The organism is Planococcus wigleyi (assembly GCF_014836985.1).
Taxonomy (GTDB): Bacteria; Bacillota; Bacilli; order Bacillales_A; family Planococcaceae; genus Planococcus; species Planococcus notacanthi.
Genome location: NZ_JACSPU010000006.1, coordinates 161,746 through 187,160, shown reverse-complemented (window position 1 = coordinate 187,160; position 25,415 = coordinate 161,746). Strand labels below are relative to the sequence as shown.

Here is a 25,415-nt window from a genome sequence, read left to right as displayed (position 1 = left end):
GCGGTCGTGGCGAAGTGGTTAACGCACCGGATTGTGATTCCGGCACTCGGGGGTTCAATTCCCCTCGTCCGCCCCATGTTTTCATTTTCATTCAATGTACTTATAAAATAGTAAAGTGGCGGTCGTGGCGAAGTGGTTAACGCACCGGATTGTGATTCCGGCACTCGGGGGTTCAATTCCCCTCGTCCGCCCCATCTTTTATTAATGGGGTATAGCCAAGCGGTAAGGCAACGGGTTTTGATCCCGTCATGCCCTGGTTCGAATCCAGGTACCCCAGCTTTATTGCGGAAGTAGTTCAGTGGTAGAACGCCACCTTGCCAAGGTGGAGGTCGCGAGTTCGAACCTCGTCTTCCGCTCCAATAATTGGCGGCATAGCCAAGTGGTAAGGCATGGGTCTGCAACACCCTTATCACCGGTTCGAGTCCGGTTGCCGCCTCCATAATGATTTGCCGGCGTGGCGGAATTGGCAGACGCGCGGGACTCAAAATCCCGTTCCTTCACGGGAGTGTCGGTTCGACCCCGACCGCCGGTATCATGAAAGGGCCTGCCTGCCCTTTCCAAAAACCCTCCAACTATGAGTAATCATAGCTGGAGGGTTTTTTTGTTATGCCAGCGATTATTCAGCCGTTTTTAAATTGAGAATTCTGTTTTATTACGGTTTTGTAAATTCAAATAAAGTTAGTATTATTTTTTCGTGAAATAAGCTATTATAATTTAGCTGAGAAGTTATTTTAGAAAAATAGTGGGGGCAAAGAAAATGGCGTTCAAAAAGAAAGATAAGTTTGCATTACAGTTGAGTGATATTGCGTTGAATTTAAAAGAAGGTGCTGCTTATTTTGCAGATTATAAGCTGGAGAAAATCAGTGACGTAGTCATTTTTGCAAACACGATGAAAGATTATGAAACAAAAGGTGATTCTTTTGTTCACACGGTCATACATGATCTTAACAATGCTTTCATCACACCAATTGAACGTGAAGATATTTTAGCGCTGGCAATGAGCATGGACGATGTTTTGGACGGCTTGGAACATACAGCGGCCTTGTTTGAAATGTATTCAATCGTAAAGGCAGATGGGTACATGCTTGAATTTGTAGAAGCAATCCGTTTGAGCACTATTGAAATTGAAATAGCTGTTGAACTGATGGTTTCTAAAAAGCTGCCTCAAATGAGAGAACATGCAATAAAAATCAAAGATTACGAGTCACAATGCGACGCTGTTTTGCGCCGTTCGATTAAAAACCTTTTCCAAACTGAAAAAGATCCAATCCGGATTATTCAATACAAAGACATTTACGAAGAGCTGGAAGAAATTGCTGACCATTGTCAGCAAGTCGCAAATACATTCGAATCAATTATAATGAAAAACGCTTAAGGAGCAAAATGACTGATGGATATGATATTGCTGTTAACGGTTTTGATTGTCATTTTTGCTGTCGTATTTGATTTTATCAATGGTTTTCATGATACGGCGAACTCGATAGCTACGGCAGTCTCCACAAAGGCATTAACGCCAAGGCGTGCCATTTTACTGGCTGCTGTAATGAACTTTGTGGGCGCAATGGCTTTTACAGGAGTTGCTAAAACAATCACAAAAGACATTGTCGATCCATTTGCGCTGGATAATGGCTCTGTCGTTATATTGGCAGCGTTACTGGCTGCCATCACATGGAATCTATTAACTTGGTATTACGGCATTCCAAGCAGCTCCTCGCACGCTTTAATCGGTTCGATTGCTGGGGCAGCTATTGCGGGTGCTGGATTTGCCGCTTTGAATTACAGTGGGTTTCTGGCTATCCTGCAGGCTTTGATTTTTTCTCCAATTCTTGCGTTGGTTGTAGGTTATCTAATGTACAGCATCTTTAAAGTAGTTTTCAAAAATCATAACTTAACGAAAACCAATCGGAATTTCAGGTTGATCCAAATTGCTACTGCCGCTTTGCAGTCGTTTTCTCACGGGACGAACGATGCCCAAAAAGCGATGGGGATCATTACGATGGCCTTGATCGTCAATAACTACCAAACTTCGGATGACGTTCAGCTATGGGTTCAGGCAACTTGTGCGCTGGCGATGGCATTGGGAACTTCCATCGGTGGCTGGAGAATCATTAAAACTGTCGGTGGAAAAATCATGAAAATCCGTCCTGTCAATGGAGTTGCAGCAGATCTGACGGGGGCAGCAGTGATTTTCGGCGCTACCTTGATCCATTTGCCGGTCAGCACTACTCATGTTATTTCATCTTCTATTATGGGGGTAGGCGCAGCGCATCGCGTCAAAGGCGTTCAGTGGGGGACAGCTAAAACCATGCTGATCACCTGGCTGATCACGATGCCGATTTCAGCATTATTGGCTGCCATGTTCTATTTGCTCCTCAATCTTGTAATGTAGAAAAACTTTAAAAGTTTTTTAAGAAATTTATCTATTATATTAATAAAGTATTGGCGAGCGAAAAAAGATGTGCTATAATAAATCTTGTCCGCTAAAGCAATACTTGCCGGCGTGGCGGAATTGGCAGACGCGCGGGACTCAAAATCCCGTTCCTTCACCGGAGTGTCGGTTCGACCCCGACCGCCGGTATACCGCTAGCCCAAAAGACCCTGACTTCACTGTCAGGGTCTTTTTCTTTTGCCCAATCTAAGCGCGGATTTATCTAACTGGCAAGTAGTTCTGTAGAATTGAATCCATTTGCTGGGCTTAACATTTCAGATGATCTTACAAACAGAGTTCATGGAAGAGATACACTCGAAAGTCAAGAATAGGGCATATTCGTCAATAAAAATGAAGAAATTGGATCTTGCTGAGTTGAGGTGTGCATATCGAAGGTGGAAAATAAAGGGGGTGGCTGTACCTGTCTTATCATTCTATAAGACAGCTCTTTTGTAGCCTAAATTTCTTCAGCGCGGAGTTTTTGAGTTTCATTCTGGAAATGTGTATGCTGAAACATAACGAGTGATTCTGCAAATAAAGGAGAATTTGATGAGAGATATACATAGTGATATTTTGGAATTCAGAGGAAGCCATTATGATTTTGGAGTCAGGCAAGGTGAGCTTTTAAAAGACAGTATTATATTGGATAACCGGAGAAAGCAGTGGAAAGCGAAAAGGCCGAGGTTTGAAATAGATGTAGAGGACACAAAGGCGGCCTATCACAGATTCGCCCCCGGAATCTGGGACGAATTGACGGGACTGCAGGAAAGCCTCAAATTGCCGATGGAAGATGTACTGCGTGATTTCGGGGGATACCGGATCGATGCGATGCCGTCTGGCTGTTCAATTGTCACGGGAAGGGATTTTATGGTCCGCAATTACGACTTCCACCCGCAGACTTATGAAGGACGTTTCAGCCTGTTTCAGCCGAATGATCAGGGGTATGCGATCATTGGCCCCACTTCACGAATTACGGGCCGCATGGACGGCATGAATGAAAAAGGATTGGCCATGGGCTATAACTTTACCCACCGTAAAAAGCCAGGTGATGGATTTGTCTGCTACTTGATCGGCCGCATTATCCTGGAAACTTGCGCAACGATTGAAGAGGCGGTGGAGCTGCTGAAAGAGATTCCGCACCGCGGTTCATTTAGTTATATCGTGACTGATCCGAGTGGTGAAACACGGATCATCGAAGCGAGTCCGCGTGCAGTGGATGTACGTATCAGTAATGTCTGCACCAATCACTTTGAAATTCAACAACATGAAAACCGTAATTATCTAAAGGATTCATTTGACCGCCTGGAGGCGATTCAGAATCAGAAAAGCCAGACAGAAGATGCGCTGCAGGCATTCCGTCTGTTCAACGCCACCGACAAAGGGGTTTTCTCGCAGTTGTATAAAAGCTGGGCAGGGACTATTCATACCTCTCTTTATTTGCCGAAGGAAAAGAGTGTCTGGTTTGCGCTTGGCGGAAATCAGCAGCCGACAGTTTTCGATTTTGGGAGTTGGCTGCAGGGAGATGGCCTGAATGTCCAAAAAATTCATGGAGCAGTGGATACGGATATCGGCTTTGCACACGTGGATAAACAATTTGTATAGAAAAATAGGAAAGGCGCCAGCAGGGTAGATGCTGGCGCCTTTGATTTTTAAAGTTCAACCATATGGGCAAAAGGCAGATGTGTATCGATTTTGCCATTGATGCGTTTGGCGTATAACCGTTCGCCTTGCAGCCACTTGTCGAAATCGAGCATGAGCGGCAAACGGTCCGGGCCAATGGCGAATCCCACTTCCAGACTGCGTTGAAAATAAGATGCGGTATGCAATGTGCCGGAAGCTGTGCTGTATTTTTTAGAGAAGACGCCTTTATCCGAATCATTCAAGAGCCGGAACGCACTGTAGGCATCGATTTGGTTTTCTTGCTGCGTGAGCATCGTTTGTTCTCTTCTGCGGGAATCGTCTGTCTGGTAGCGATTTTCCTCTACAAGTAATTCGAAATGATTCGTGGAAACTGAAGATTCACGAACCAAGACAGAACGTGGGGAAGCTTCGACAACCACCGATTTCCCGGTGCGGTCCAACAGGACATAGCTGAAGGAACGGCGATGCGGAAGTTCTTCCAGCAATGCGATGGCGTCATCGATGGTCGCACAGTTTTCTAAAATCAAGCGGCCGATCATGTTGCAGATGAAACCATCCTCTGAATTTCGGCGGTTGATGAAATTATAGCCCATCACCAAGCCTTTTTCGTTCATGCCGTCCGTGCGGCCAGTAATCTGCATGGTCGGACCGATGGTTGCAAATCCGCCGTCAGTCGGCTGATACAGAGCAAAGCGCCCTTCGTAGCCTTCTGGTGAACTGTCGTAATTGCGGACCATGAAATCAGATTCAGTATAGATGGAGCAGCCGCTCCGCGTGTATTCCAAGTAATAGCCGCCGAATTCCCGAATGGCCTCATCCATGGGCCATTCCAGTGCATCGGCTAGGCCGGTAATTTCTTCCCATACTCTAGGGGCTAAAGTAAGCAATATATTTTTTGCGCGTTGTTCGTCTATAATCAAATGGCGGCTCGAAGCCTGCCGTTGTTTTTTGCGGTTGGAAAGAATCAACGATTCCTTCAGCAGTTCTCCCTGCATCCGGCCGAAATCGTAATGGCTTCCTCGAAACTGGACAATGTCGCTGTGCACTCGTTTCACGTGTGGATCCCTCTTTTTTCATTAATGTAACAAGAGTTTACTGCATCTGCGGGTGAATGAAAAAGAATATGCCTATGGGTTGGAATTGAGGATGCGAGTTGTGGGAAATGCCAACTTCAGTGTTGACATTAAACTTATTTTAATTAATGAATATTTATTGAAATAATAATAAAAAATGACTTGGCGAACTTTTCCAAATGTTGTATGATTCCATGGTAGGTAAAAATGATTATTTGAAGGGGATTATTATGGGTAAAAAAACACGCTTTGCATTGATTTTTTCAGGTATATTAGCTTTATCGGTTTCAACCGGAACAACGTTAGCCAATACAGGTCACACAGATGCTGCAAAAAAATTAACTGATCTTCAAAAAGAGATACCAATTGAACAGGGAATACTAAAATCTTCTGTTATTCAGCAACTTGAAACGCAACTGCATAAAGGTCTGTCGATTCAGAACTATCCTTTTTCAGAAGTAAATGCTTCTGCTGTCAATAAAGCCGCTTCCGATTATCTGTGGGAGCAGGAGCCGAATGATAGCTTTAATTTTGCAGATCAATTATCTTATTCAAAAGCGACTGTAGGGCAATTGATGCCTTATTACGACATGGATTTTTATAAAGTAAAAGTTCCGTCGAACGGAATATTAGCAGTTGGGGGAGGAACCACTAGTTATGAAATCGATTTGCTGTTCGCAGCTGCTGAAAAAGAATTTGGAGAAACCGGGAAGTTGGAGTATTTAGGCAGTGATTATGACGACGAGCTTGAGATTCAATTCTATCAGGCTAAAGCAGGGACTTATTATGTACCAGTGCTGGATGCGGATGACTACAGCAACAGCCCGTCAGATTTATATATCATCGCCACGTCGTTTCTGGACAACGTAGCTCCGTCTAAACCGACTGTCAATGCATTCGATGACAACGACACAGCTATTTCTGGAAAAGCAGAGGCGAATTCTACAATCACTGTAAAAAATGGCAGCAAAGTCATCGCTACAACTAAAACAGCGGCTTCAGGCACTTTCTCAGCTAAAATAGCAGTGCAAAAAGCTGGTGTGAAGTTGGTCGTAACAGCTGAAGACAGTGCAAAAAATAAAAGTGCTGCTGTAACAGTCACAGTCAAAGTGGCAGATAAAACAGCACCAGCAAAACCAACTATCAATAAAGTCGACAACAATGATGCTGTCATTTCCGGTAAAGCGGAAGCAAGTTCCACAGTCACAGTAAAAAATAACAGCAAAGTTATCGCTACAACAAAAGCTACTGCCTCAGGTACATTTTCAGTAAAGATTCCGGTACAAAAAGCCGGAGCCATTTTGACGGTTAATGCCAAGGATCAATCAGGAAATATTAGTTCAACAGCCTCAGTAACAGTAGTTGATGTTGTAGCGCCTCCACTACCGACCATCAACAAAGTCACAATTAAAGATTTGAAAGTAACTGGTAAAGCGGAAGTAAGCTCTACAGTTACAATAAAAGCTGGGAATACGGTGCTCGGTTCAGCGAAAGCCGATGCGAAAGGCACTTACTCTGTGAAAATAAAAGCGCAGAAAGCTGGCGTGACAATTGAAGCGACTGCGAAAGATAAAGCAGGAAACGTCAGCAAAAAAGCCACGAAAGTGGTTGCTAAAAAATAAGGTGAAAAAAAAGACCGGAACTCTGAATAAGAGCGCCGGTTTTTTCTAGTTTAGGTCATAATACATAAAACTCGGCTTCACCGCCATTGATGCCGGTGAACATATTCGATGCGGCAGTCAGCAGTTGAAGAGCGGTATCTCTTTCCATAGAAGGGCGGAGATAGAAGATATGTACTGCGTTTTTTGTTTGTTCAGTCACAGCGGTCCGTTTAGAATCGACGTAGGGGCTGCCAAAAGCGCTTTTGGAATCTTTGGATACCAGAATCCCAGTCAAAGTATTGACGCGGTTATTCAGGCCCTCATAGCGGTCAGCGGAGGTCCCTACAGCAATTTGAATATCACCTTCAATTTTATCGGCATCATAAAGGCCCAGAGGGATTTCGTATTGCAGCGACAGGAAGCTGTTCATATCGATGGCAGAGTTGACGGTCGCTAAGTAATTCTGCTTTTTGATGCGGCGGTAAAGCGCTTCTGCAGCTGGGCGGTAGCGGCTGGGATCTGCCCCCAATGCTTTCCATATCAATTGCCATTCCAGCAGGCCGGGGAATTCAGTGATGTCCTTATCCTCCAAATCAAAGTACAGCTGCTCTTGAAAAAGCTGGAGGCGGCCTTTTAACATTTGAGGTGACTCGGAAACGGTGATATTGTTATAATGAATGATGCCAATTTTAAATTCGCTCAGAATTTCTTTTATTTGAGGATCGATTGTCAGTTTCATTGCAATCTTCCTTTCACGTATGTGGTTTTCATTATCGTATCATAGAATTGAGTGAGGGGTTACGACATGAATCTTAATCAGTTTCAAAAAGAGCTTGTTGCGTATGCCTCGGAGATCGGAATTGACAAAATCGGTTTTGCTTCAGCCGAACCTTTTTATAGCTTAAAGCATCAATTGATTCGCCAGCAGCAATTGAATTACCAGTCCGGATTTGAAGAATCGGATGTGGAAAAGCGCACGAGGCCTGAACTTTTGCTGAATGAAGCTGTCAGCATCATCGCCATCGCCATTGCTTATCCATCACGGATGTCGGATGCACCGCAAGGAGTGAAAGGCGCACGGCGGGGAATTTTCTCCCGGTCGTCTTGGGGCAAGGATTATCATGCGGCGCTCAGGGAGCGTCTGACGCTGTTGGAGGCATTTATTGCCGCTCATTATCCGGAGGCACGGATGCGGTCAATGGTGGATACCGGAGAACTGTCTGACCGGGCAGTGGCAGAACGCGCCGGTATTGGCTGGAGTGCCAAGAACACCAATATCATCACGCCGGAATTCGGGTCGTATGTGTATCTTGGTGAAATGATCACCAACATACCATTCCGTTTCGATGAGCCGATGGAAGATCAATGCGGCGATTGCCGTTTGTGCATCGATACTTGTCCGACAGGAGCCATTGTCGAAGGCGGGCAGTTGAACGCCCAGCGCTGCATTTCGTTTTTGACGCAGACAAAAGGGTTTCTGCCGGATGAATTCCGCGGCAAGATCGGCAACCGGCTTTATGGCTGCGACACGTGCCAGACGGTCTGTCCGAAAAATAAAGGCAAAGCCAATCGGATCCATGCGGAATTCGAGCCGGATCCGGAAATCGCCAAGCCTTTGCTTGAGCCTTTATTGGCTATTTCCAATCGGGAGTTCAAGGATAAGTTCGGCTATGTATCCGGTTCGTGGCGGGGCAAAAAACCGATTCAACGAAACGCGATTTTGGCGCTGGCACATTTCAAGGAAACGTCTGCAGTGCCGGCATTGATTAAGTTATTGGAAAGCGACGAGCGGCCGGTGATCAGAGGAACTGCGGCATGGGCACTCGGCAAGATAGGGACGGAAGAAGGGCTTCAAGCCTTAAAGAGAGCAGAAGTGGTAGAGAACGACGTAGAAGTTCAAGAGGAAATTCAAAAAGGATTGGCATTTTTTGCTGAAGGATTGAAAGGATAAGTGACAGATTTGGCTATTCATATTGTGTTGTACCAACCGCTGATTCCAGCGAATACCGGAAATATCGCGCGTTCATGCGCAGGGACGGGAGTCAAGCTGCACTTAATACGCCCACTCGGTTTCTCGACAGATGACAAGATGTTGAAACGTGCGGGACTGGATTATTGGGAGCATGTCGATATCCATTATTACGACGGCTTGCAGGAACTTTTTGACAGCTATCAGGATGGGGAATTCTATTATATTACAAAGTTTGGGGCACAGCCGCATACGTCATTCGACTTCTCAGACAGAGGCAAAGACCATTTCTTCGTTTTCGGACAGGAAACAAAAGGCTTGCCGAAGGAATTGATCGAGCAGAACCCGGATCATTGCCTGCGCATCCCGATGAACGACAACATCCGCTCGCTTAATTTATCGAATACGGCAGCGATACTCATGTACGAAGCATTGCGCCAACAGGATTACCCTGGATTGGAATAAAGGCATAGAAAAAAGGACAGCGGATTCCGCTGTCCTTTTGTACTATTCTCTTTCGTTTGTTCCAGGCTTGTCATCGTATCCAGCAGTGAAAATAGCTACTAGGAACGAAACACAAATACCCAAAATAAGGATTAAGTTCATAAATAATGACCTCCTTGAAATGTGCATCTTTGTTTAGTATAGCTTACAATCGGGAAAAATGAAATATCCACATCAAGTGAAATGTGGATAATTTCTGACGGTCTGAAAAGGATGGGGACATTCAGAGAAATGAAACCTTGGCTCTGTTCATCCGTATAGTATAGATAAGAAAGCCAAAGAAGGGATGATAACGAATGAAAATGAAAATTTCTGTCGCTTTGCTTTGGATTACAGGTTTGGCTGAAGCGTTTCTGGCGATTCCATTAATCGGTGGCGGTTTCGTCATCAGTACAGGCTACTCAGCGTTAGGCGTCATGTTCGTGCTTCACGCCATTACCTTGTTCTTTTGTTTCCGTGAATATTCACCGAAAACCGGATCGATACTTGGGATCATCACCAGCTTGATTGCCTGGATTCCAGGAATCGGCTGGGTATTCCATTTGATTACTGCAGCAGTATTGCTTATTACTGCAGCGATGTCAGGAAGCAGAGCGCGAATCTAACAGAAAAAAACCGCCGGTCGGCGGTTTTTTTATTTGGGTCAATGGGGTGCAATTAGCAATTGAATGACAAACAGGACCGCAAAAATATACAGAATCGGATGAACCGATTTGCCTTTGCCTACAAATACTTTCATCAACGGGTAGGTGATGAATCCGAAAGCGATGCCGGTTGCGATGCTGGAAGTCAGCGGCATGGCCAGGACAATCAGAAATGCAGGAAACGCTTCATCGAATTCTTCCCAGTCGATCTGTTTGACGGCACCGATCATCAGGCTTCCGACGATGATCAATGCAGGGGCTGTGATGGCTGCGACATTCGATAAGGCGCCGACTAATGGGCCGAAAAATGCAGCCATGATGAACAGGATGGCGACGGTCAAACTGGTCAAGCCGGTACGCCCACCCGCTGCAACACCTGCAGATGATTCCACATAAGCGGAAGTCGGGCTTGTCCCGACCATGGCACCCGCAGTCGCGGCAAGGGAGTCTGCCAGCAATGCCTGCCGCATTCTCGGCATTTTATTGTTTTTCATCAAGCCAGCTTGTTTGGCTACACCGATCATGGTGCCGGTGGTATCAAATAAAGTGACCAGAAGGAAAGAAAAGACAACGCCATAAAGTCCATATTGAATGACTAATTGAAACGCTTCAATTGGATTCCAAACCAGGATGCCTTCAGGCAATGAAGGAAGCTGCATCAAACTGCCTTCGAATTTTAATTGCCCGGTGAAAAATGCGACAATTCCTGTAACGATCATTCCGTAGAAAATGCCGCCATGTATTTTCAGTGACATGAAAATGACGGTAACCAGCAATCCGAGAAGAGTCAACGCTACTGGCGGCGAAGTCAAATCACCTAAGCCGACAAGATTGGCTTCATTGGCAACAATCAGGCCGCTCAGTCTCATGCCGATAAAGGCGATAAAAAGTCCGATGCCGGCAGTGATGGCATGTTTCAAGTTTTCAGGAATGGCTTCAATCAAGACTTTGCGCATGGAAGTCAACGACAAAGCAACAAAAATAAGTCCGGCGACGAACACGGCTGCAAATGCGGTGACGTAATCAATGGCACCGTTCGACCCGAGTACCATGGAAGTGAAATAAGCGTTCAACCCCATCCCCGGTGCAATAGCAATCGGGTAATTGGCGGCTAGCGCCATCCACAGTGTACCGATGGCGGCAGCGATGATGGTTGCCAGAAATACTTGATCAAACGGCACGCCGGCAGCACCCAATATGACAGGGTTGACGATGACGATATAAGCCATAGTCAGGAACGTCGTCATGCCGGCGGTGATTTCAGTTTTTATAGTAGTGTTGTTTTCTTTTAAATGAAACATCAAAAAGCTCCTTCCAAAACACGAACGATTTTCAACGACAACATATATATTATTCGCTTTATTGAAAGAGTGCAAGGGTCTTTTGGGAAATCTTTAAAGTCGAATTTATCAAATATTATTTGTACAATAAAAGAAAGAAAGGATGATGAAAATGGATTTAACGATCAATTCAACAAAAACCTTACATAATGGAGTGGAAATGCCGCGTTTTGGTTTAGGGGTATATAAAATGACGGATAAAGAAGCAGCAACAAAAGCTATGACCACAGCGATTGAAGCAGGCTATAAAGCAATCGATACGGCAACCATTTACGACAACGAAGTGGAGGTAGGGGAAGCGGTACGGAATTCCATCGTGAAGCGGGAAGACCTGTTCATCACGTCGAAAGTCTGGAATACAGATCAGGGCTATGATGAAACGCTGCGCGCTTTCGAAGCTTCTTTAAAGCGTCTTGGCTTTGACTATCTGGACCTGTATTTGACGCATTGGGCGATCGAAGGGAAATACATCGATACGTACCGCGCCATCCAGCGCCTTTATGATGAAAAACTGGTCCGTTCAATTGGCGTCTCGAACCACCAGCAGCACCATCTGGAGAAAATACTGGCTACTGCCAATACCAAACCGATGGTCAATCAAATCGAATTGCATCCGCAACTGACGCAGGAACCGCTGCGGGAATATTGTGCTGCCAACGACATTGCGATCACTTCCTGGTCGCCGCTGGCACGTGGGCGGTTGCTGGAAGATCAGGTCCTCGCTAAAATTGCAGCCACTCATGGAAAAACGATTGCGCAAATCGTTATCCGCTGGCATCTGCAAAGCGATTTGATTGTTATTCCGAAATCAGTGACCCCATCACGCATCAAAGAAAACGCGCAGGTTTTCGACTTCTCTTTAACACAAGAAGAGATGAAAATGATTGATGGACTGAACCAGGATTGGCGCTCCGGCACGCATCCCGATAAAATCAAGGTATAAAAAAAGCAAGTTCCCCGAAAAGGAACTTGCTTTTTTCGTTATCTGGCCGAGTCTTCAACAACCACTTTTTCATTGGTGAACGGGTGGATGAAGGACATGCGGAAAGCATGCAGATGGTAAGCGCCGTCTTGTGTCGGCGGCCCTTCGTAAAGTGTATCTCCCATAATCGGATGGCCGATATGTGAAAGGTGTGTACGGATTTGGTGTGTGCGTCCGGTTTCAAGCGTCAGGTGAAGCAAAGATTTGCCTTCCATTTGCTTGAGGACGCGGTAGTGGGTCACAGCACTTTGTCCTGTTTGGGAAACCATGCGGCGCGTCGGGTGGTGGCGGTCGCGGCCAATCGGGAAGTCGATGGTGCCGGATTTATTATGGACCTTGCCTTTGACGACAGCTTCATAATCACGGACCAGCTGCTTTTGTTCCAGCATGCGGTCCAGCACGTTTTTGGCAACAGGATGCTTTGCGACCATCAACAGGCCGGAAGTTCCTTGGTCCAAGCGGTGGACATGCTCGCCGTACGATCCGCCGTTGCGGATGATATGGCCGAGAATGGCATTGATAAATGTGTCGGTTTGTCCGACCTCATTGGGATGTGTAGCCATGCCTTTCGGTTTGCGGGCAACGATAAAGTGGTCATCTTCGAATAAAACCGGAAGCTCTACATCGTGTTTCGGCTCATAAGGTGAGTCGGCAGGGGGCAAATCGAATTGCAGGATGGTACCCGCCGGCAATGGCTCTTTCCAGATCACTTCCTGGAACTTGTCGTTTTTGACGCTTTTGGCCATGCGCATTTGATGGACCACTTTCTTGCCGAGGCCCCATTCGGTTCTCAATAATTCTTCGACAGTCATGCCGTCGTCTTTGATTTCATAACTCCAAGTCATCTGGTTTCCTCCATAAAAAAGGATCATGCGCAAGGCACATGATCCTTTTGTCAGTTATTTTTTAACTACATCGGTGAAGAATTGTTCAATATTCTCTTTCGGCTGTGCGCCGACCCAACGTGAAACTTCTTCTCCATTGTCATAATGGATCAATGTTGGTGTTGCTTCGATCATGTATTGCTGCCAGCCCTGTTCATACTCTAACAGATTATACTGCAAAACGTCTACATCCATGTCTTCAGCAACGGGCATCAAGACCGGTGTGGTCTGTTGGCAATATTGGCAAGTCGGGCTGAAAAAATAAACCGTGGTTGGTTCGCCGCTGGCAATTTTCTCTTCCAACTCAGCCGGTACGACAATGTTCTGGTAGTTTTCATCGTCTAATTGATCAATTGTTGCTTGTTCCAAATCTTCTGTATCGTACGGATTGTCCGCCAATTTTTTATTGTTTGCCTGGTTGGTCAAGAAAATGATGCCGGCAAACACGACAACGACAATACCTGCGATGATCAGTAACTTCTTCATTGTGCTTTTTCCTCCTTAAGGGACTTCACTAAATAAATGCTCATTCCAGCGATCAGGATGAATGCAGTCAACGCCAAAAACGGAATGGTGATAAATCCGAGCAAGTTGATGTATTCTCCGGTACACGGCACCTGACCGCAGGATGGGGCGGAATCTGCCAGAAAATCGAGCTTCTGGAGTCCGTAATGGTAAAGGGAAATCCCTCCGCCTACGATGGAGAAAATCAACGTGGTGGCAGCAATTCGGACATTTTTCTGTACATAGGCCACGCCGATGACGATAACCAGCGGATACATGAAAATGCGTTGGATCCAGCAAAGTTCGCACGGGGCATAACCGCGGATTTCAGAAAAATAAAGCGAACCCGCCGTGGCGATAAGTGCCACAACCCACATGGAAAGCAAAACATTTTCCTGGCGTTTCGTCATTTGATGTTCCCTCTTTTCAATAAATACTTCCATAGAATTATAAATGTTATCGTGATACAAGTAAAATAATATCAACCTGAGCGACATTCCTATATAATAAAGTTTGAAACTTTTGTGAAGGAGAGCTGTATTGTGGCAGAACAATTCGATTTATCCCATTTTGAAAAAAGCATGATCATTCGCGAAATGAATTATGCAGATATAGATGCCATCCTGGAAATGCAGCGTTTATGCTTTCCTGGAATGGATCCTTGGAAAGAAGAGCAACTGAGAAGCCATTTGGGGGTCTTCCCTCAAGGCCAGATGGTCGCTGAATTGGACGGCACAGTGATTGGCTCATGTTCGAGTTTGTTGATTAACTTTGATGAATACGATGATCGCCATACTTGGGACGATGTAACGGACGCTGGTTATATCACCAACCACAATCCCGACGGTTACAATATGTACGGCATTGAAGTCATGGTGCATCCGGAATACCGCCGAATGAAAGTCGGACAACGTTTATATGAAGCCCGCAAGGAATTGGCGCGCGAATTGAACTTGAAGTCGATCATCATCGGAGGGCGCATCCCGAATTACCATAAACATGCAGATGAAATGTCGCCGCGTGAATACGTCGATTCAGTATCGCGCCATAAAATCTATGATCCGGTTTTGACTTTCCAGTTGATGAACGGCTTCCAATTGATGCGCATCAACCCGAATTACCTGCAGGATGATTTGGCTTCAGGCAAATACGCGACATTGATGGAATGGAACAATGTTGATTACAAGCCGATTTCCAAACGCCATTTCAAAACCAGCTTGCCGGTCCGGATCTGTGTCGTGCAGTATTTGATGCGCGCCATTAAATCATTCGATGACTTGGCCAGCCAGGTTGAATACTTTGTGGACGTGGCTTCAGATGCCCATTCGGATTTCGTCGTATTCCCTGAAATCTTCACGACGCAGCTGATGTCATTCCTGAACGAGCCATCGCCAAGCCAGGCCGTACGCAAGTTGACGGAGTACACGCCTCAGTATATTGAATTGTTTACAGATCTTGCTGTCCGCTACAACGTCAACATCATCGGAGGTTCGCATTTCGTTAAAGAAGAAGATGACGAAATCTACAACATTGCGTACTTGTTCCGCCGTGACGGTTCAATCGACAAACAGTATAAGATCCACATCACACCAAATGAACGCAAATGGTGGGGAATTTCTGCCGGGGATTCTGTCCGCGTCTTCGATACAGATTGCGGAAAAATCGCCATCCAGATCTGTTACGATATTGAATTCCCTGAACTTGCCCGCATTGCGACAGATATGGGAGCGAACATCATCTTCACTCCATTCTGTACGGAAGACCGCCAAGGATACTTGCGCGTCCGTTATTGTGCACAGGCACGTGCTGTGGAAAACCAAATTTACACAGTCATTTCCGGAACTGTCGGCAACTTGCCGCAAACCGAAAATATGGACATCCAATATGCCCAATCAGGTATTTTCGCTCCATCCGATTTCGAATTTGCGCGTGATGGAATTGTCGGAGAAACCAATGCCAACCTGGAAATGGTGCTCATTGGAGATGTCGATTTGGAAATTCTGCGCCGCCAACGCCAGAACGGGACAGTCAAGCAACTGAAAGACCGTCGCCATGATGTCTACCGTGTCGAATACAAAAAAGACTGATCACAGCCGCTTCCAAAAATGGGAGCGGCTTTTCTTTGGAATATTTGCTAAACTGAAGAGTAAACAAAAGAATATTCTTTTTATAGAAGGCTTCAGGCAGAGCTGCTGCAGGAATGCGCAGTTGTTTTGTAGAATATCAACAGATGAGGATGAGTAATTCAAGCTAGATCATTATGGATGGAGGAATGGATATGTCATGGAAAGAACGCATTAAACGGTGGTTGGAGCATGATGCACTTGATGAAGAAACACGTCAGTCATTGACTGTGCTGATGGAAGACGAAAAATCCGCGGAAGATGCTTTTTATCAGGATTTGGTTTTCGGTACTGGAGGCATGCGCGGGGAAATTGGACCGGGCACAAACCGGATGAACGTCTATACCGTCCGAAAAGCGTCACAGGGAATTGCCGATTACATAAAAGAAAATGGCGAATTGGCGATGTCACGTGGAATGGTCATTGCTTATGACAGCCGCCGCATGTCCCCGGAATTTGCGGAAGAAGCAGCGCGTACATTTGCCGCGAACGGAATTCATACGTATTTATACAGCGGTCCACGGACGACACCGCAATTATCATTCAGTGTCCGTTATTTGAATGCTTTCATGGGCATCGTCATTACGGCAAGCCACAATCCGCCGGAATACAACGGCTATAAAGTATATGCAGAAGACGGTGCCCAATTGAATCTGGAAGATGCAGACCGTGTCATCGACTACGTCAGCCGTGTGGAAGATGAACTGTCCATCGTCAATGAAGGCTATGAAGAATCGCTGCTCGTGCGCATTGATGAGAAATTGGATGAAGCTTATTTATCCAATGCACTGACGGTCCAAGAACACTCAGCCAGCCCGATCGAAGCAGTTTTCACACCGCTTCATGGCGCTTCGGGTGCGACAGTCAAAAACCTGCTCGATCGAGCGGGTTATGATCAAATCACCTATGTTGCTGAACAGATGGAACCTAATGGTGAATTTCCGACAGTCGCATCACCGAACCCCGAAGAAGGTTCTGCCTTCGAACTGGCGAAAGAATACGGCAAAAAATCAGGAGCTGATCTGCTGATTGCTGTGGATCCGGATGGAGACCGTGTCGGGATTGCAGTCTGGAGCGGCAGCCAATACGAATTATTGAGCGGCAACCAGACCGGTGCTATTTTGATCGAGTATCTGCTTAGCCAGAAACAGGCAAAAGGCACTTTGCCGACAAACGGGCGCATCTTCAAGACCATCGTTACATCGGAATTCGGCCGAGTGGTTGCTGATTCTTATGGAGTCGGCTGTGAAGATGTCCTGACTGGCTTTAAATTCATCGGCGAAAAATTGAAGCATAATGATGCCAATCCGCAATTTGAGTTTTTATTCGGCTACGAAGAAAGTTACGGCTATTTGATCCGTGATTTTGCACGGGACAAAGATGCTGTGCAGTCGGTCTTATTGCTTGTCGAAGCGGCAGCATTCTATAAGAAACAAGGAAAAAACCTTCACGATGTTCTGGTTGAACTTTATAACCGCTTTGGCTGGTACCGGGAATCGCTGGTATCGGTCACCAAAAAAGGCATTGATGGCGCGCGCGAAATCAAAGCCTTATTGGAAAACTTGCGTACGGAACCGGTTAAGGCTTTGGCAGGGATTCCAGTCGTGTCGATTGAGGACTATGAAACACAGAACCGAGTTTTCGTCGACTTGGGCACAGATGAAAAAATCGAGTTGCCACAGTCGAATGTCATCAAGTACTTCCTGGAGGATGGTTCCTGGGTATGTGTACGCCCAAGCGGCACGGAACCGAAAGTAAAGTATTATTTCGGAATCACCGCCAAAACCCAGCAGGAAAGCGACGAAAAGCTGGAACTGCTGAAGGAATCGTTTTTGGAAGAAGTCAATAGCCGTTGAGGATCGGGCTCCCTGAAAAGGGGGCTTTTCCTTTCTGTCTTATGCCCGGCAGAGCTGCACGGGCGCTTCCGCTTTTCTCGGTGTCCAGACTCCAGCGCCCAGCTCTTTGGGTCATAAGCCAGCCCAACTGCGTGGCAAAGAACGCCACACTGCCGGTCTGTCTTATGCCCGGCAGAGCTACACGGGCGCTTTCGCTTTTCTCGTACAAAAGTACGAGGGAGGATTAGTGTGGAAAAGTGTATGGTTAAATCAGCATGAATGAGGTGGATGATGATGGTTATGAGTGAACCCTCCAATATCACGTTATTGAAAGAAATAGCCGAATTGCTCAATGAAGAAACGGACATGGCGCGTATGTTGGATGGTGCGATCCGGAAATTATTGAGTGCTTCGACTTTTGAGACAGCGTGGATATTTTTTATCAATGAAAAAGGAAAGCATCAACTGGTGGCGCAGGCAAATCTGCCGGCACCATTGGAAGACAATAATTGCCGCCATCTTCAAAAAGGAGGATGCTGGTGCGTCAAACGTTACCATGATGGCGATCTGGATAAAGCGTCGAATATCATCGCCTGCCAACGTATTGAAAATGCCATGCCAGCCAAAGCACGAAAGCAAGGCAGCATCACGCATCATGCGACAGTGCCTCTGCAATCGGGAAAAGAAAAGTTTGGACTGCTGAATATTGCAGCACCGGACACTGTCGGTTTTTCAAAAGATGAATTGGCGTTGTTGGAATCGGTGGCTTTTCAGATCGGATCGGCCATCAAGCGGATCGGACTGACCAAACAGGAACAGGAATTGGCACTCGTGAAAGAGCGCAACCGGTTAGCGCGTGATTTGCATGATTCGGTCAACCAATTGCTGTTTTCGGTGACATTGACTGCCCGTGGAGGCGTCGAAATGTCGGAAGATCTGTCCGTTCAGGAGACATTCCGGGATATCCAACACCTGACGCAGGAAGCGTTGAATGAAATGAGGGCGTTGATTTGGCAACTGCGGCCGAAAGGGCTGGAAAGTGGGCTGTTGGAGGCCATCAAAGGCTATGGCGAAATGCTTGGGTTGACCGTTGAAACAAAAATGACGGGCGTCATCCAATTGCCTTCACGGATTGAAGAGACCTTATTCCGAATTGCTCAGGAATCATTGAATAATGTGCGAAAACACGCCGGCGTCAATAAAGTGGAATTGTATTTATCGGTCACTGCAACCGATGTGTTATTGGTTTTAAGGGATGAAGGACGGGGATTCGCCTTCGATCACGAGGTGCATCTGCCATCTATCGGCATCCAAAGTATACGGGACCGCGCCAAAGCAGAAGGTGGAACAGCCGATTGGTCCAGTGAAATTGGCAAGGGGACGGAAATCCTGGTCCGGATTCCGTATTAATGAAGGAGTGAAGAACATGGTGAAAGTATTGATAGCCGATGACCATCATGTGGTGCGGCGAGGCTTATTGTTCTTTTTGAAAACACAAAAGGACATCGAAGTGGTAGGGGAAGCAGTAAACGGTCAAGAAGCAGTAGAAATGGCTGCTGTCCTTCAGCCGGATATCGTCCTGATGGATTTAGTGATGCCGGTCATGGATGGCATCCAGGCTACCCGGAAAATTAAAGAACAGTATCCTGAGATCATCGTCCTGATGCTGACCAGTTTTTCAGATCAGGATCATGTAGTGCCGGCGATTGAAGCAGGAGCGGCAGGGTATCAGTTAAAAGACATTGAACCCGACGAACTGGTGGCTTCATTGCGCAGTTTGATGCGCGGTGAAAATACCCTTCATCCGAAAGCGTCTTCCGAGCTGATGAAAGCTCCAACGGAACCGGCGCCGCATACCGTCAACCAGTTGACGCCGAGAGAACAAGAAGTATTGGCCGAATTGACAAAAGGCAAAAGCAACCGGGAAATTGCGTCGGCATTGTTCGTTACAGAAAAGACGGTAAAGACCCATATTTCCAATATTTTCATCAAACTGGCTGTCCAAGACCGGACGCAGGCGGCGCTATATGCCGTCAAGCATGGGCTGACAGAACCGGGAAGAAATTAAAAAGAGTGCGACGGAAAATTCCGTCGCACTCTTTTTTAACGTTTTTTAACGGGCCGTTTCCGGCTGTCTTTGGTGACTTGTTTCCATTTGCTGCGCTCGGCTTTTTGGGCAGCGGCATCGCTTTTTCGTTCCATATGGGCAAGCTCACGCTTTAGCTTCAAGTAGCTCCGGTACCGTGCGGCATCCAATTCGCCGTTTTGAAGGGCTTCCTGGACAAGGCATCCCGGTTCATCGTTATGGGCACAGTCACGGAAACGGCAAGCAAGCGCCAATTCTTCGACATCGTTGAAACCTGCTTCCACGCCTTCTGAATAATCACCGAGCTGGAATTCACGCATACCGGGAGTGTCGATCATCAGTCCGCCTCCAGGCAGCAGGATCATTTCCCGGTGTGTTGTCGTATGGCGGCCTTTGCTGTCATCTTCACGAATGTCCTGCACCATCATCATTTCACTGCCGGACAGGGCATTGATTAGAGAGGATTTTCCGACTCCAGAAGAACCGAGCAGGGCACCCGTCTTGGAGCCGGCCAATTGCTTCTGCAATTCCTCGATGCCTTCTCCTGTATGGGCGGATACAGCGTAGACCGGAACGCCAAATGCCACGCTCTCGACTTGGCGCAGGTAAGGTTCGATATCCGCACACTGGTCTTTCTTAGTCAGGACGATAACCGGGTTAGAACCGGAATCCCAAGCTGCCAGCAAATAACGTTCCAATCGGCGAACGTTAAAATCATGGTTCAGTGACATCGTCAGAAATACGGTATCGACGTTGACGGCGATCAATTGAATATCGGATGTTTCTCCTGCCGTTTTTCTGGAAAATTGTGAAGTGCGGGGAAGCACCTGGTGGATGATGCCTTTTTCTTCGCCCGGCATCTGCTCAACGACAACCCAATCCCCGACGCATGGGAACTCGGTGCGGCTATGCTGGTGCCGGTATTTCCCGGATAACGAACAAAGCCATTCTCCGTTGTCTGTTGCTACGCGGTATAAGTTTTTATGTTCTAAAGTTACGCGGCCGGGAATTCCCGGTACGGATATTTTTTCTTTCCAGCTGGAGTTCCAGCCGTACTGGTTAATGTTCGTCAATGATAATTCCTCCTAATTTATGCAAAATAAAAAACCATGGATGCGCGCAATTCGCAGTCCATGGTCTCCGGGCATAATGGAAGAAGCGTATCGTCAGCGATACACAGAAGGAGACACTATAGACTGGAATTGTGTATTCAAAAATAAAATCGCCATAATGCCTCACCTCTTTCTTCAAGTTAAATCTACAATACCGTAAGCCTATTTGAACGTCAAGTTATTTTTCTGAAGATTCTATTGAATAATAAATGAAGACTTGCATTTTTAAATTGGAAACGCTAACATAATGGTAATATTCTGAACATACCAACTGGTTAGTATTTAATGGTATGTCCCACACGTCTTTTTAACTACTAAGGAGGATGAAAATGAAGACAGAACAGACTTGGAAGAGCCATTACCCAAAAGGAATTTCTGCAGAAATGAAGTTTTCGGAGAAGACAATGCCGCAATTGCTTACGGAAACAGCGGAGAAAATTCCGGATCATACCGCAATTAAGTTTTATCAGAAAGAAATCTCCTACAAAGAATTGGACCTTTTCTCGACGCTCTTTGCTTCGTCACTTCAGCAAACTGGAATCCATAAGAATGATCGCGTTGCCATCATGCTGCCGAATTGTCCGCAATACATCATCTCGTATTACGGGATTTTAAAAGCAGCTGCCATTGTCACACAAATAAACCCGATGCTCTTGGAAAAAGAGCTGAGTTATTTATTGAACGATTCAGGAGCGGAAACCATTGTCGTTTATGAGCCTCTATACCCGCGCATTCAAGCGATCGCAAAAGACACTGCTTTAAAAAATATCATTGTCGTCAGTTTTGAAACGGAAAAGCCTGAGCTTGAACAGGCTATTCATTTTGATTCGTTTATTGGAAAAGGGGATGGCAAAGTCGCTTCAGCTGCGATTGACCCAGCAGAAGATGTAGCCGTATTGCAGTATACAGGTGGAACGACCGGGCTATCCAAAGGTGCTATGCTGACTCACCGCAATATTGCTGTCAACGCATTGCAAGCCCAGGAGTTTTTCAAAGATGAAGTGACGTTCGGTGAAGAAAGCTGCCTGACGGTCATTCCATTATTCCACGTATTTGCCATGACCTCTGCGATGAATTTATCGATTTTAAACGGCTCCAAAAATATTTTATTGCCGCGCTTTGATCTTGAAGAGGTACTTGAAACGATCAAGCAGGAGCAACCAACGACATTCCCCGGTGTACCGACGATGTATATTGCCATTACCAACCATCCGAAAGCGAAAGAGTACGGAATAGATAGCATCAATGTATGCAATAGCGGCAGTGCGCCGATGCCTCTGGAAACCATGAAGGAATTTGAAAACAAAACAGGAGCCAAAATTTTAGAGGGCTATGGGTTGTCTGAAGCGTCACCGGTTACGCATTGCAATCCTCCTTTTGCCGAGAGAAAGCCAGGGAGCATCGGAATCGGTTTTCCTTCTACGGAGTACAAAATCGTCGATTTGGCTACGGGAGAAGAAGATATGCCGACCGGAGAGATAGGGGAATTGATCATTCGCGGACCGCAAGTGATGAAAGGCTATTGGAACATGCCGGAAGAGACAGCACATACTTTGAAAAACGGCTGGCTTTTCACAGGTGACATCGCCAAGATGGACGAAAGCGGCTATGTCTATATCGTCGACCGCAAAAAAGACCTGATTATTTCAAGCGGCTATAATGTCTATCCGCGGGATATCGAGGAAGTTCTTTATGAACATCCGGCTGTCCAGGAAGCGGTGGCCATTGGAATTGCTGATCCGTACCGTGGGGAAAGCGTCAAAGCGATTGTTGTGAAAAGACAAGGAGCTGACATCACTGAAGAACAGTTGATAGTTTGGGCAAAAGACAAGATGGCTGCCTATAAAGTACCGCGCGTTATTGAATTCCGCGATGAATTGCCGAAAACCAATGTTGGGAAAATTTTGAGGCGAGCACTTCGGGAAGAACAGAACTGAATGGGGTAGGCGAAAAATACACAAGATTCCGGGTTATTTCTGAATGCAGGAAAATTTAGTTGAAGAGGTGAAGGAGCATGTCGGTACAGAAAAACATGACGATTCCGGTAAGAGCTGGAGAAGAATTGGATTATGCAGAGCTTGAACGTTTTCTGCGCAATCATATCGATGAGCTGCCGACAGGGGAATTGAAGGTCCGGCAATTCGGTACCGGGCATTCGAACTTAACTTATGCACTGCAAATCGGCGGCTGGGAAGCTGTACTCAGAAGACCGCCCTTAGGGCCGGTCGCTCCGAAAGCGCATGACATGGAGCGTGAATATAAAATTTTGTCCGCTCTGCATCCGGTTTTTAAAACAGCACCAAAACCTTTTGTATTTTCAGCTGATGAATCCATTATTGGCAGTCCTTTTTTTGTGATGGAAAGGCGGCATGGCATTGTATTGGATACCGAATTTCCAGAAGGGATTGAACCGACGAAAGAACTGGGCCGAAAAATTTCGGAGAAAATGGTCGATCTGCTTGTTGAACTTCATGCGTTGGATTATACAAAAACACCGCTTGCTGACATCGCCAAGCCTGAAGGTTTCATGCAACGGCAAGTGGAAGGCTGGATTGGGCGTTATGATCGCGCCCGGACCGACGACATTGAAGGCGTAAAGCAGTTGAAGGAGTGGATGCTGAAAAACATTCCAGTTTCAAGGGAACCCGCCATCATCCATTACGATTTCAAACTGAACAACGCTTTGTTTTCGGAAGACTTTTCCGATATGACAGGACTGTTTGATTGGGAAATGACGACAGTTGGCGACCCGCTGGCTGATGTAGGTGTAGCGATGAGTTACTGGATTCAGGCAGATGATCCTGAATTGCTTAAAAATGGGCTTGGCAAACCGCCGGTAACGGTATTGGATGGGTTTTATAGCCGCAATGAATTTATTGCCCGCTACGGTGAAAAAAGTGGGCGGGATGTTTCAAATATGCATTTTTATTTAACTTTTGCGTATTTTAAATTGGCTGTGATCATTCAGCAAATCTACTATCGTTATAAAAAAGGACAAACGCAGGATTCGCGTTTTTCTCATTTTAATCAATTTGTTAAAAGTTTGATGCAGCATGCGTTGGCGACAGCGCAGAGGGAGTGAATCGGTGCCGAAACTTCATGTATTATTGAAAAAAGAAGAAATTGATGATGCCAAAATGCAAGAAGATAAAACCGCAGTGATATTCGATGTGCTGCTGGCGACCTCGACCATCACAGCCTGTTTTTGGCACGGGGCAAACGAAGTCGTGCCGGTGTTGAATGGCGAAGAAGCGCTCCGTGAAGCGAAAGGAAGAGAGGCCGACAGTTTTTGTTTGGTCGGGGAATACAATGGCAAGACCATCGAAGGTTTTTTAGATCCGAATCCGTTGCAGTTGAAGGAGCAAATCAAAGGGAAAACCGTACTGCTGTCGACCACAAATGGAACCGTAGCCATACGGAAATCTGCTGCTGCAAAGAAAGTGTACACCGCTAGTTTGTTGAATGGGGAGGCAGTAGCAAAGAAGATAGTTGCAGTCCATCGTGGAGAAACGATTGTCGCCGTCTGTTCAGGATCAGGCGGAGAATTTTGCATGGAGGATTTATATGGCGCGGGGTATTTTGTGGATTGTCTGATGAACCACACAAACCATTGGGAGTTGACGGATTCGGCAAAAGCAGCGCGTCTTTTTTACCGTTCGAATGCTCACCAGGCAGAAAAAATTTTGAAGGATTCACGGGTAGGAGAAATGCTGATGCGCAGTGGATTTGAAGAAGAAATTGATTTTATTGCTAATTGCGGATTGATCGACCTTGTGCCTTGGCTAGAAGATGGAAAATTGGTTATCAAATAAGATTGAGGGGGAAGCAAAATGGAAAATAAACACTTAAACGTTAAATTGCAAGGGGCTGTACTGTCGCTGCAACTGAATCGGCCTGACAGTTTGAATGCATTCAGCCCTGAAATGATTGAAGGGTTACATCGTGAAATACTGGGCGCTGCCAGCAATCCGGACATCCGGGTAATTATCCTGTCAGGAGCAGGCAGATCATTTTCTGCAGGTGGAGATGTGAAGACGATGGGCCAAGCGGGATCTCAAGAAACATATGACCATATCGGAAAATTGAACAAAGTGGTATTGGCGATGCGTTCACTGGAAAAGCCGATCATCGCAGCGGTCCATGGCTTTGCAGCAGGAGCTGCTTTTAACATCGCTTTGGCGAGCGACATCATCTTAGCGGCTGAAGACAGCAAATTCGTTATGAGCTTTTCTCAAGTGGGGCTGATTTCAGATGGGGGCGGTTTGTATTTCCTGCCACGCCTAATCGGCCCTTACCGCGCCAAGGAATTATTTTTTAACGCACAGCCGATTACTGCTGAAACTGCTCATCAATGGGGCATCGTCAATCATATGCATCCACTGGAAAAATTGGAGCAAGAGGCCTTCCGCTTTGCTGAAAAATTGGCGAACGGCCCAGCTAAAGCCTTCGGGCTGATGAAGAAAATTGCAGATCAATCGGCGACGATGGGATTGGCGGAAATCTTGGAACAGGAACGCATCACGCAAGCAATGATGATTACGACAGAAGATCATTTGGAAGGCGTCTCTGCTTTTAAGGAAAAACGCAAACCCGTGTTTAATGGAGTGCAAAGTGTGCTATGAATTGAAGGAATAACATATAGGAGAATTTGGTAAATTTGAACGAGATGATTCCAGTGGAGGAGGGGTA

At 46.2% G+C, this 25,415-nt stretch carries 23 protein-coding genes and 7 tRNA genes; 23 read left to right on the top strand and 7 right to left on the bottom strand.

The features are described 5' to 3' along the window. The 10 genes from H9630_RS16745 to H9630_RS16700 all read left to right on the top strand — a co-directional run bounded on the left by H9630_RS16745 (window position 1) and on the right by H9630_RS16700 (window position 4,030). Window positions 1-76 (top strand) — tRNA-His (locus tag H9630_RS16745). A 42-nt stretch (window positions 77-118) separates the two neighbouring features. Continuing rightward, window positions 119-194 (top strand) — tRNA-His (locus H9630_RS16740). An 11-nt stretch (window positions 195-205) separates the two neighbouring features. Continuing rightward, window positions 206-277: transfer RNA gene (locus tag H9630_RS16735), tRNA-Gln, on the top strand. A gap of 7 nt (window positions 278-284) precedes the next feature. Then, a tRNA-Gly gene (locus tag H9630_RS16730) sits at window positions 285-359 on the top strand. A 6-nt stretch (window positions 360-365) separates the two neighbouring features. Continuing rightward, a tRNA-Cys gene (locus H9630_RS16725) sits at window positions 366-439 on the top strand. A 9-nt stretch (window positions 440-448) separates the two neighbouring features. After that, window positions 449-532: transfer RNA gene (locus H9630_RS16720), tRNA-Leu, on the top strand. A 225-nt stretch (window positions 533-757) separates the two neighbouring features. Next, on the top strand, window positions 758-1,375 hold the full coding sequence (locus H9630_RS16715; protein ID WP_191716645.1) for a DUF47 domain-containing protein: 618 nt from the start codon (window positions 758-760) through the stop codon (window positions 1,373-1,375). A gap of 15 nt (window positions 1,376-1,390) precedes the next feature. After that, complete coding sequence (locus tag H9630_RS16710; RefSeq protein ID WP_191716644.1) at window positions 1,391-2,389, top strand: inorganic phosphate transporter; 999 nt, start codon at window positions 1,391-1,393, stop codon at window positions 2,387-2,389. 105 nt (window positions 2,390-2,494) lie between these two features. Next, a tRNA-Leu gene (locus H9630_RS16705) sits at window positions 2,495-2,578 on the top strand. Window positions 2,579-2,977: 399 nt separating this feature from the next. Beyond that, window positions 2,978-4,030: a C45 family autoproteolytic acyltransferase/hydolase gene (locus H9630_RS16700; protein WP_191716643.1), complete on the top strand. Its 1,053-nt coding sequence runs from the start codon at window positions 2,978-2,980 to the stop codon at window positions 4,028-4,030. Window positions 4,031-4,077: 47 nt separating this feature from the next. On the opposite strand, the gene H9630_RS16695 is transcribed toward H9630_RS16700, so the two are convergent. Next, window positions 4,078-5,124, bottom strand: coding sequence for a C45 family autoproteolytic acyltransferase/hydolase (locus H9630_RS16695; protein ID WP_191716642.1), 1,047 nt, complete (start codon window positions 5,122-5,124; stop codon window positions 4,078-4,080). A 248-nt stretch (window positions 5,125-5,372) separates the two neighbouring features. Between H9630_RS16695 and H9630_RS16690 the strand changes: the two genes are divergently transcribed. Then, entirely contained in the window at window positions 5,373-6,764 is a 1,392-nt protein-coding gene (locus tag H9630_RS16690; RefSeq protein ID WP_191716641.1) for an Ig-like domain-containing protein, read from the top strand. Between the two features lie 55 nt (window positions 6,765-6,819). On the opposite strand, the gene H9630_RS16685 is transcribed toward H9630_RS16690, so the two are convergent. After that, window positions 6,820-7,482 (bottom strand): B3/B4 domain-containing protein, encoded by a 663-nt coding sequence (locus H9630_RS16685; protein WP_191716640.1) that lies wholly within the window; start codon window positions 7,480-7,482, stop codon window positions 6,820-6,822. A 66-nt stretch (window positions 7,483-7,548) separates the two neighbouring features. On the opposite strand from H9630_RS16685, the gene queG reads away from it, so the two are divergent. From queG to H9630_RS16670, 3 genes are all read left to right on the top strand, one after another. Further along, window positions 7,549-8,694, top strand: coding sequence for a tRNA epoxyqueuosine(34) reductase QueG (gene queG, locus H9630_RS16680; RefSeq protein WP_191716639.1), 1,146 nt, complete (start codon window positions 7,549-7,551; stop codon window positions 8,692-8,694). Between the two features lie 9 nt (window positions 8,695-8,703). Continuing rightward, window positions 8,704-9,177, top strand: coding sequence for a tRNA (uridine(34)/cytosine(34)/5-carboxymethylaminomethyluridine(34)-2'-O)-methyltransferase TrmL (gene trmL, locus H9630_RS16675; protein WP_191716638.1), 474 nt, complete (start codon window positions 8,704-8,706; stop codon window positions 9,175-9,177). A gap of 335 nt (window positions 9,178-9,512) precedes the next feature. Next, window positions 9,513-9,821, top strand: coding sequence for a hypothetical protein (locus H9630_RS16670; RefSeq protein ID WP_404825541.1), 309 nt, complete (start codon window positions 9,513-9,515; stop codon window positions 9,819-9,821). A gap of 38 nt (window positions 9,822-9,859) precedes the next feature. Here H9630_RS16670 and H9630_RS16665 read toward each other — a convergent pair whose 3' ends face one another. Next, on the bottom strand, window positions 9,860-11,161 hold the full coding sequence (locus tag H9630_RS16665) for an NCS2 family permease (RefSeq protein ID WP_191716637.1): 1,302 nt from the start codon (window positions 11,159-11,161) through the stop codon (window positions 9,860-9,862). A 151-nt stretch (window positions 11,162-11,312) separates the two neighbouring features. On the opposite strand from H9630_RS16665, the gene H9630_RS16660 reads away from it, so the two are divergent. Next, window positions 11,313-12,143 (top strand): aldo/keto reductase, encoded by an 831-nt coding sequence (locus H9630_RS16660; RefSeq protein WP_191716636.1) that lies wholly within the window; start codon window positions 11,313-11,315, stop codon window positions 12,141-12,143. A gap of 38 nt (window positions 12,144-12,181) precedes the next feature. Here the strand turns inward: H9630_RS16660 and H9630_RS16655 are convergent, their stop codons facing one another. The 3 genes from H9630_RS16655 to H9630_RS16645 are packed head-to-tail and all read right to left on the bottom strand — an operon-like array spanning window position 12,182 to window position 13,980. After that, window positions 12,182-13,027, bottom strand: coding sequence for an RluA family pseudouridine synthase (locus H9630_RS16655; RefSeq protein WP_191716635.1), 846 nt, complete (start codon window positions 13,025-13,027; stop codon window positions 12,182-12,184). A 54-nt stretch (window positions 13,028-13,081) separates the two neighbouring features. Then, window positions 13,082-13,552 (bottom strand): thioredoxin family protein, encoded by a 471-nt coding sequence (locus H9630_RS16650; protein WP_191716634.1) that lies wholly within the window; start codon window positions 13,550-13,552, stop codon window positions 13,082-13,084. After that, window positions 13,549-13,980: a disulfide oxidoreductase gene (locus tag H9630_RS16645; protein ID WP_191716633.1), complete on the bottom strand. Its 432-nt coding sequence runs from the start codon at window positions 13,978-13,980 to the stop codon at window positions 13,549-13,551. The genes H9630_RS16650 and H9630_RS16645 overlap by 4 nt, the downstream gene beginning before the upstream one ends. A gap of 132 nt (window positions 13,981-14,112) precedes the next feature. Here H9630_RS16645 and H9630_RS16640 point away from each other — a divergent pair, with 132 nt between their 5' ends. From H9630_RS16640 to H9630_RS16625, 4 genes are all read left to right on the top strand, one after another. Next, entirely contained in the window at window positions 14,113-15,657 is a 1,545-nt protein-coding gene (locus H9630_RS16640) for a carbon-nitrogen hydrolase family protein (protein WP_191716632.1), read from the top strand. A gap of 191 nt (window positions 15,658-15,848) precedes the next feature. Then, window positions 15,849-17,549, top strand: a complete 1,701-nt coding sequence (locus tag H9630_RS16635; RefSeq protein WP_191716631.1) for a phospho-sugar mutase — start codon at window positions 15,849-15,851, stop codon at window positions 17,547-17,549. Window positions 17,550-17,822: 273 nt separating this feature from the next. Next, window positions 17,823-18,938: a GAF domain-containing sensor histidine kinase gene (locus H9630_RS16630; RefSeq protein ID WP_191716651.1), complete on the top strand. Its 1,116-nt coding sequence runs from the start codon at window positions 17,823-17,825 to the stop codon at window positions 18,936-18,938. Between the two features lie 16 nt (window positions 18,939-18,954). Beyond that, entirely contained in the window at window positions 18,955-19,596 is a 642-nt protein-coding gene (locus H9630_RS16625) for a response regulator (protein WP_191716630.1), read from the top strand. 35 nt (window positions 19,597-19,631) lie between these two features. On the opposite strand, the gene rsgA is transcribed toward H9630_RS16625, so the two are convergent. Beyond that, the gene (rsgA, locus tag H9630_RS16620; RefSeq protein ID WP_191716629.1) at window positions 19,632-20,687 is read right to left on the bottom strand and encodes a ribosome small subunit-dependent GTPase A; all 1,056 of its coding nucleotides are present in this window, start codon (window positions 20,685-20,687) and stop codon (window positions 19,632-19,634) included. A 368-nt stretch (window positions 20,688-21,055) separates the two neighbouring features. On the opposite strand from rsgA, the gene H9630_RS16615 reads away from it, so the two are divergent. From H9630_RS16615 to H9630_RS16600, 4 genes are all read left to right on the top strand, one after another. After that, window positions 21,056-22,663, top strand: a complete 1,608-nt coding sequence (locus H9630_RS16615) for a long-chain-fatty-acid--CoA ligase (RefSeq protein WP_191716628.1) — start codon at window positions 21,056-21,058, stop codon at window positions 22,661-22,663. A 77-nt stretch (window positions 22,664-22,740) separates the two neighbouring features. Beyond that, on the top strand, window positions 22,741-23,808 hold the full coding sequence (locus tag H9630_RS16610) for a phosphotransferase family protein (protein WP_191716627.1): 1,068 nt from the start codon (window positions 22,741-22,743) through the stop codon (window positions 23,806-23,808). A gap of 4 nt (window positions 23,809-23,812) precedes the next feature. Further along, a complete protein-coding gene (locus H9630_RS16605; RefSeq protein WP_191716626.1) occupies window positions 23,813-24,538 on the top strand; it encodes a 2-phosphosulfolactate phosphatase in 726 nt (241 codons plus the stop codon). A gap of 18 nt (window positions 24,539-24,556) precedes the next feature. Further along, on the top strand, window positions 24,557-25,348 hold the full coding sequence (locus tag H9630_RS16600) for an enoyl-CoA hydratase/isomerase family protein (protein WP_191716625.1): 792 nt from the start codon (window positions 24,557-24,559) through the stop codon (window positions 25,346-25,348). Window positions 25,349-25,415: the final 67 nt, after the last annotated feature.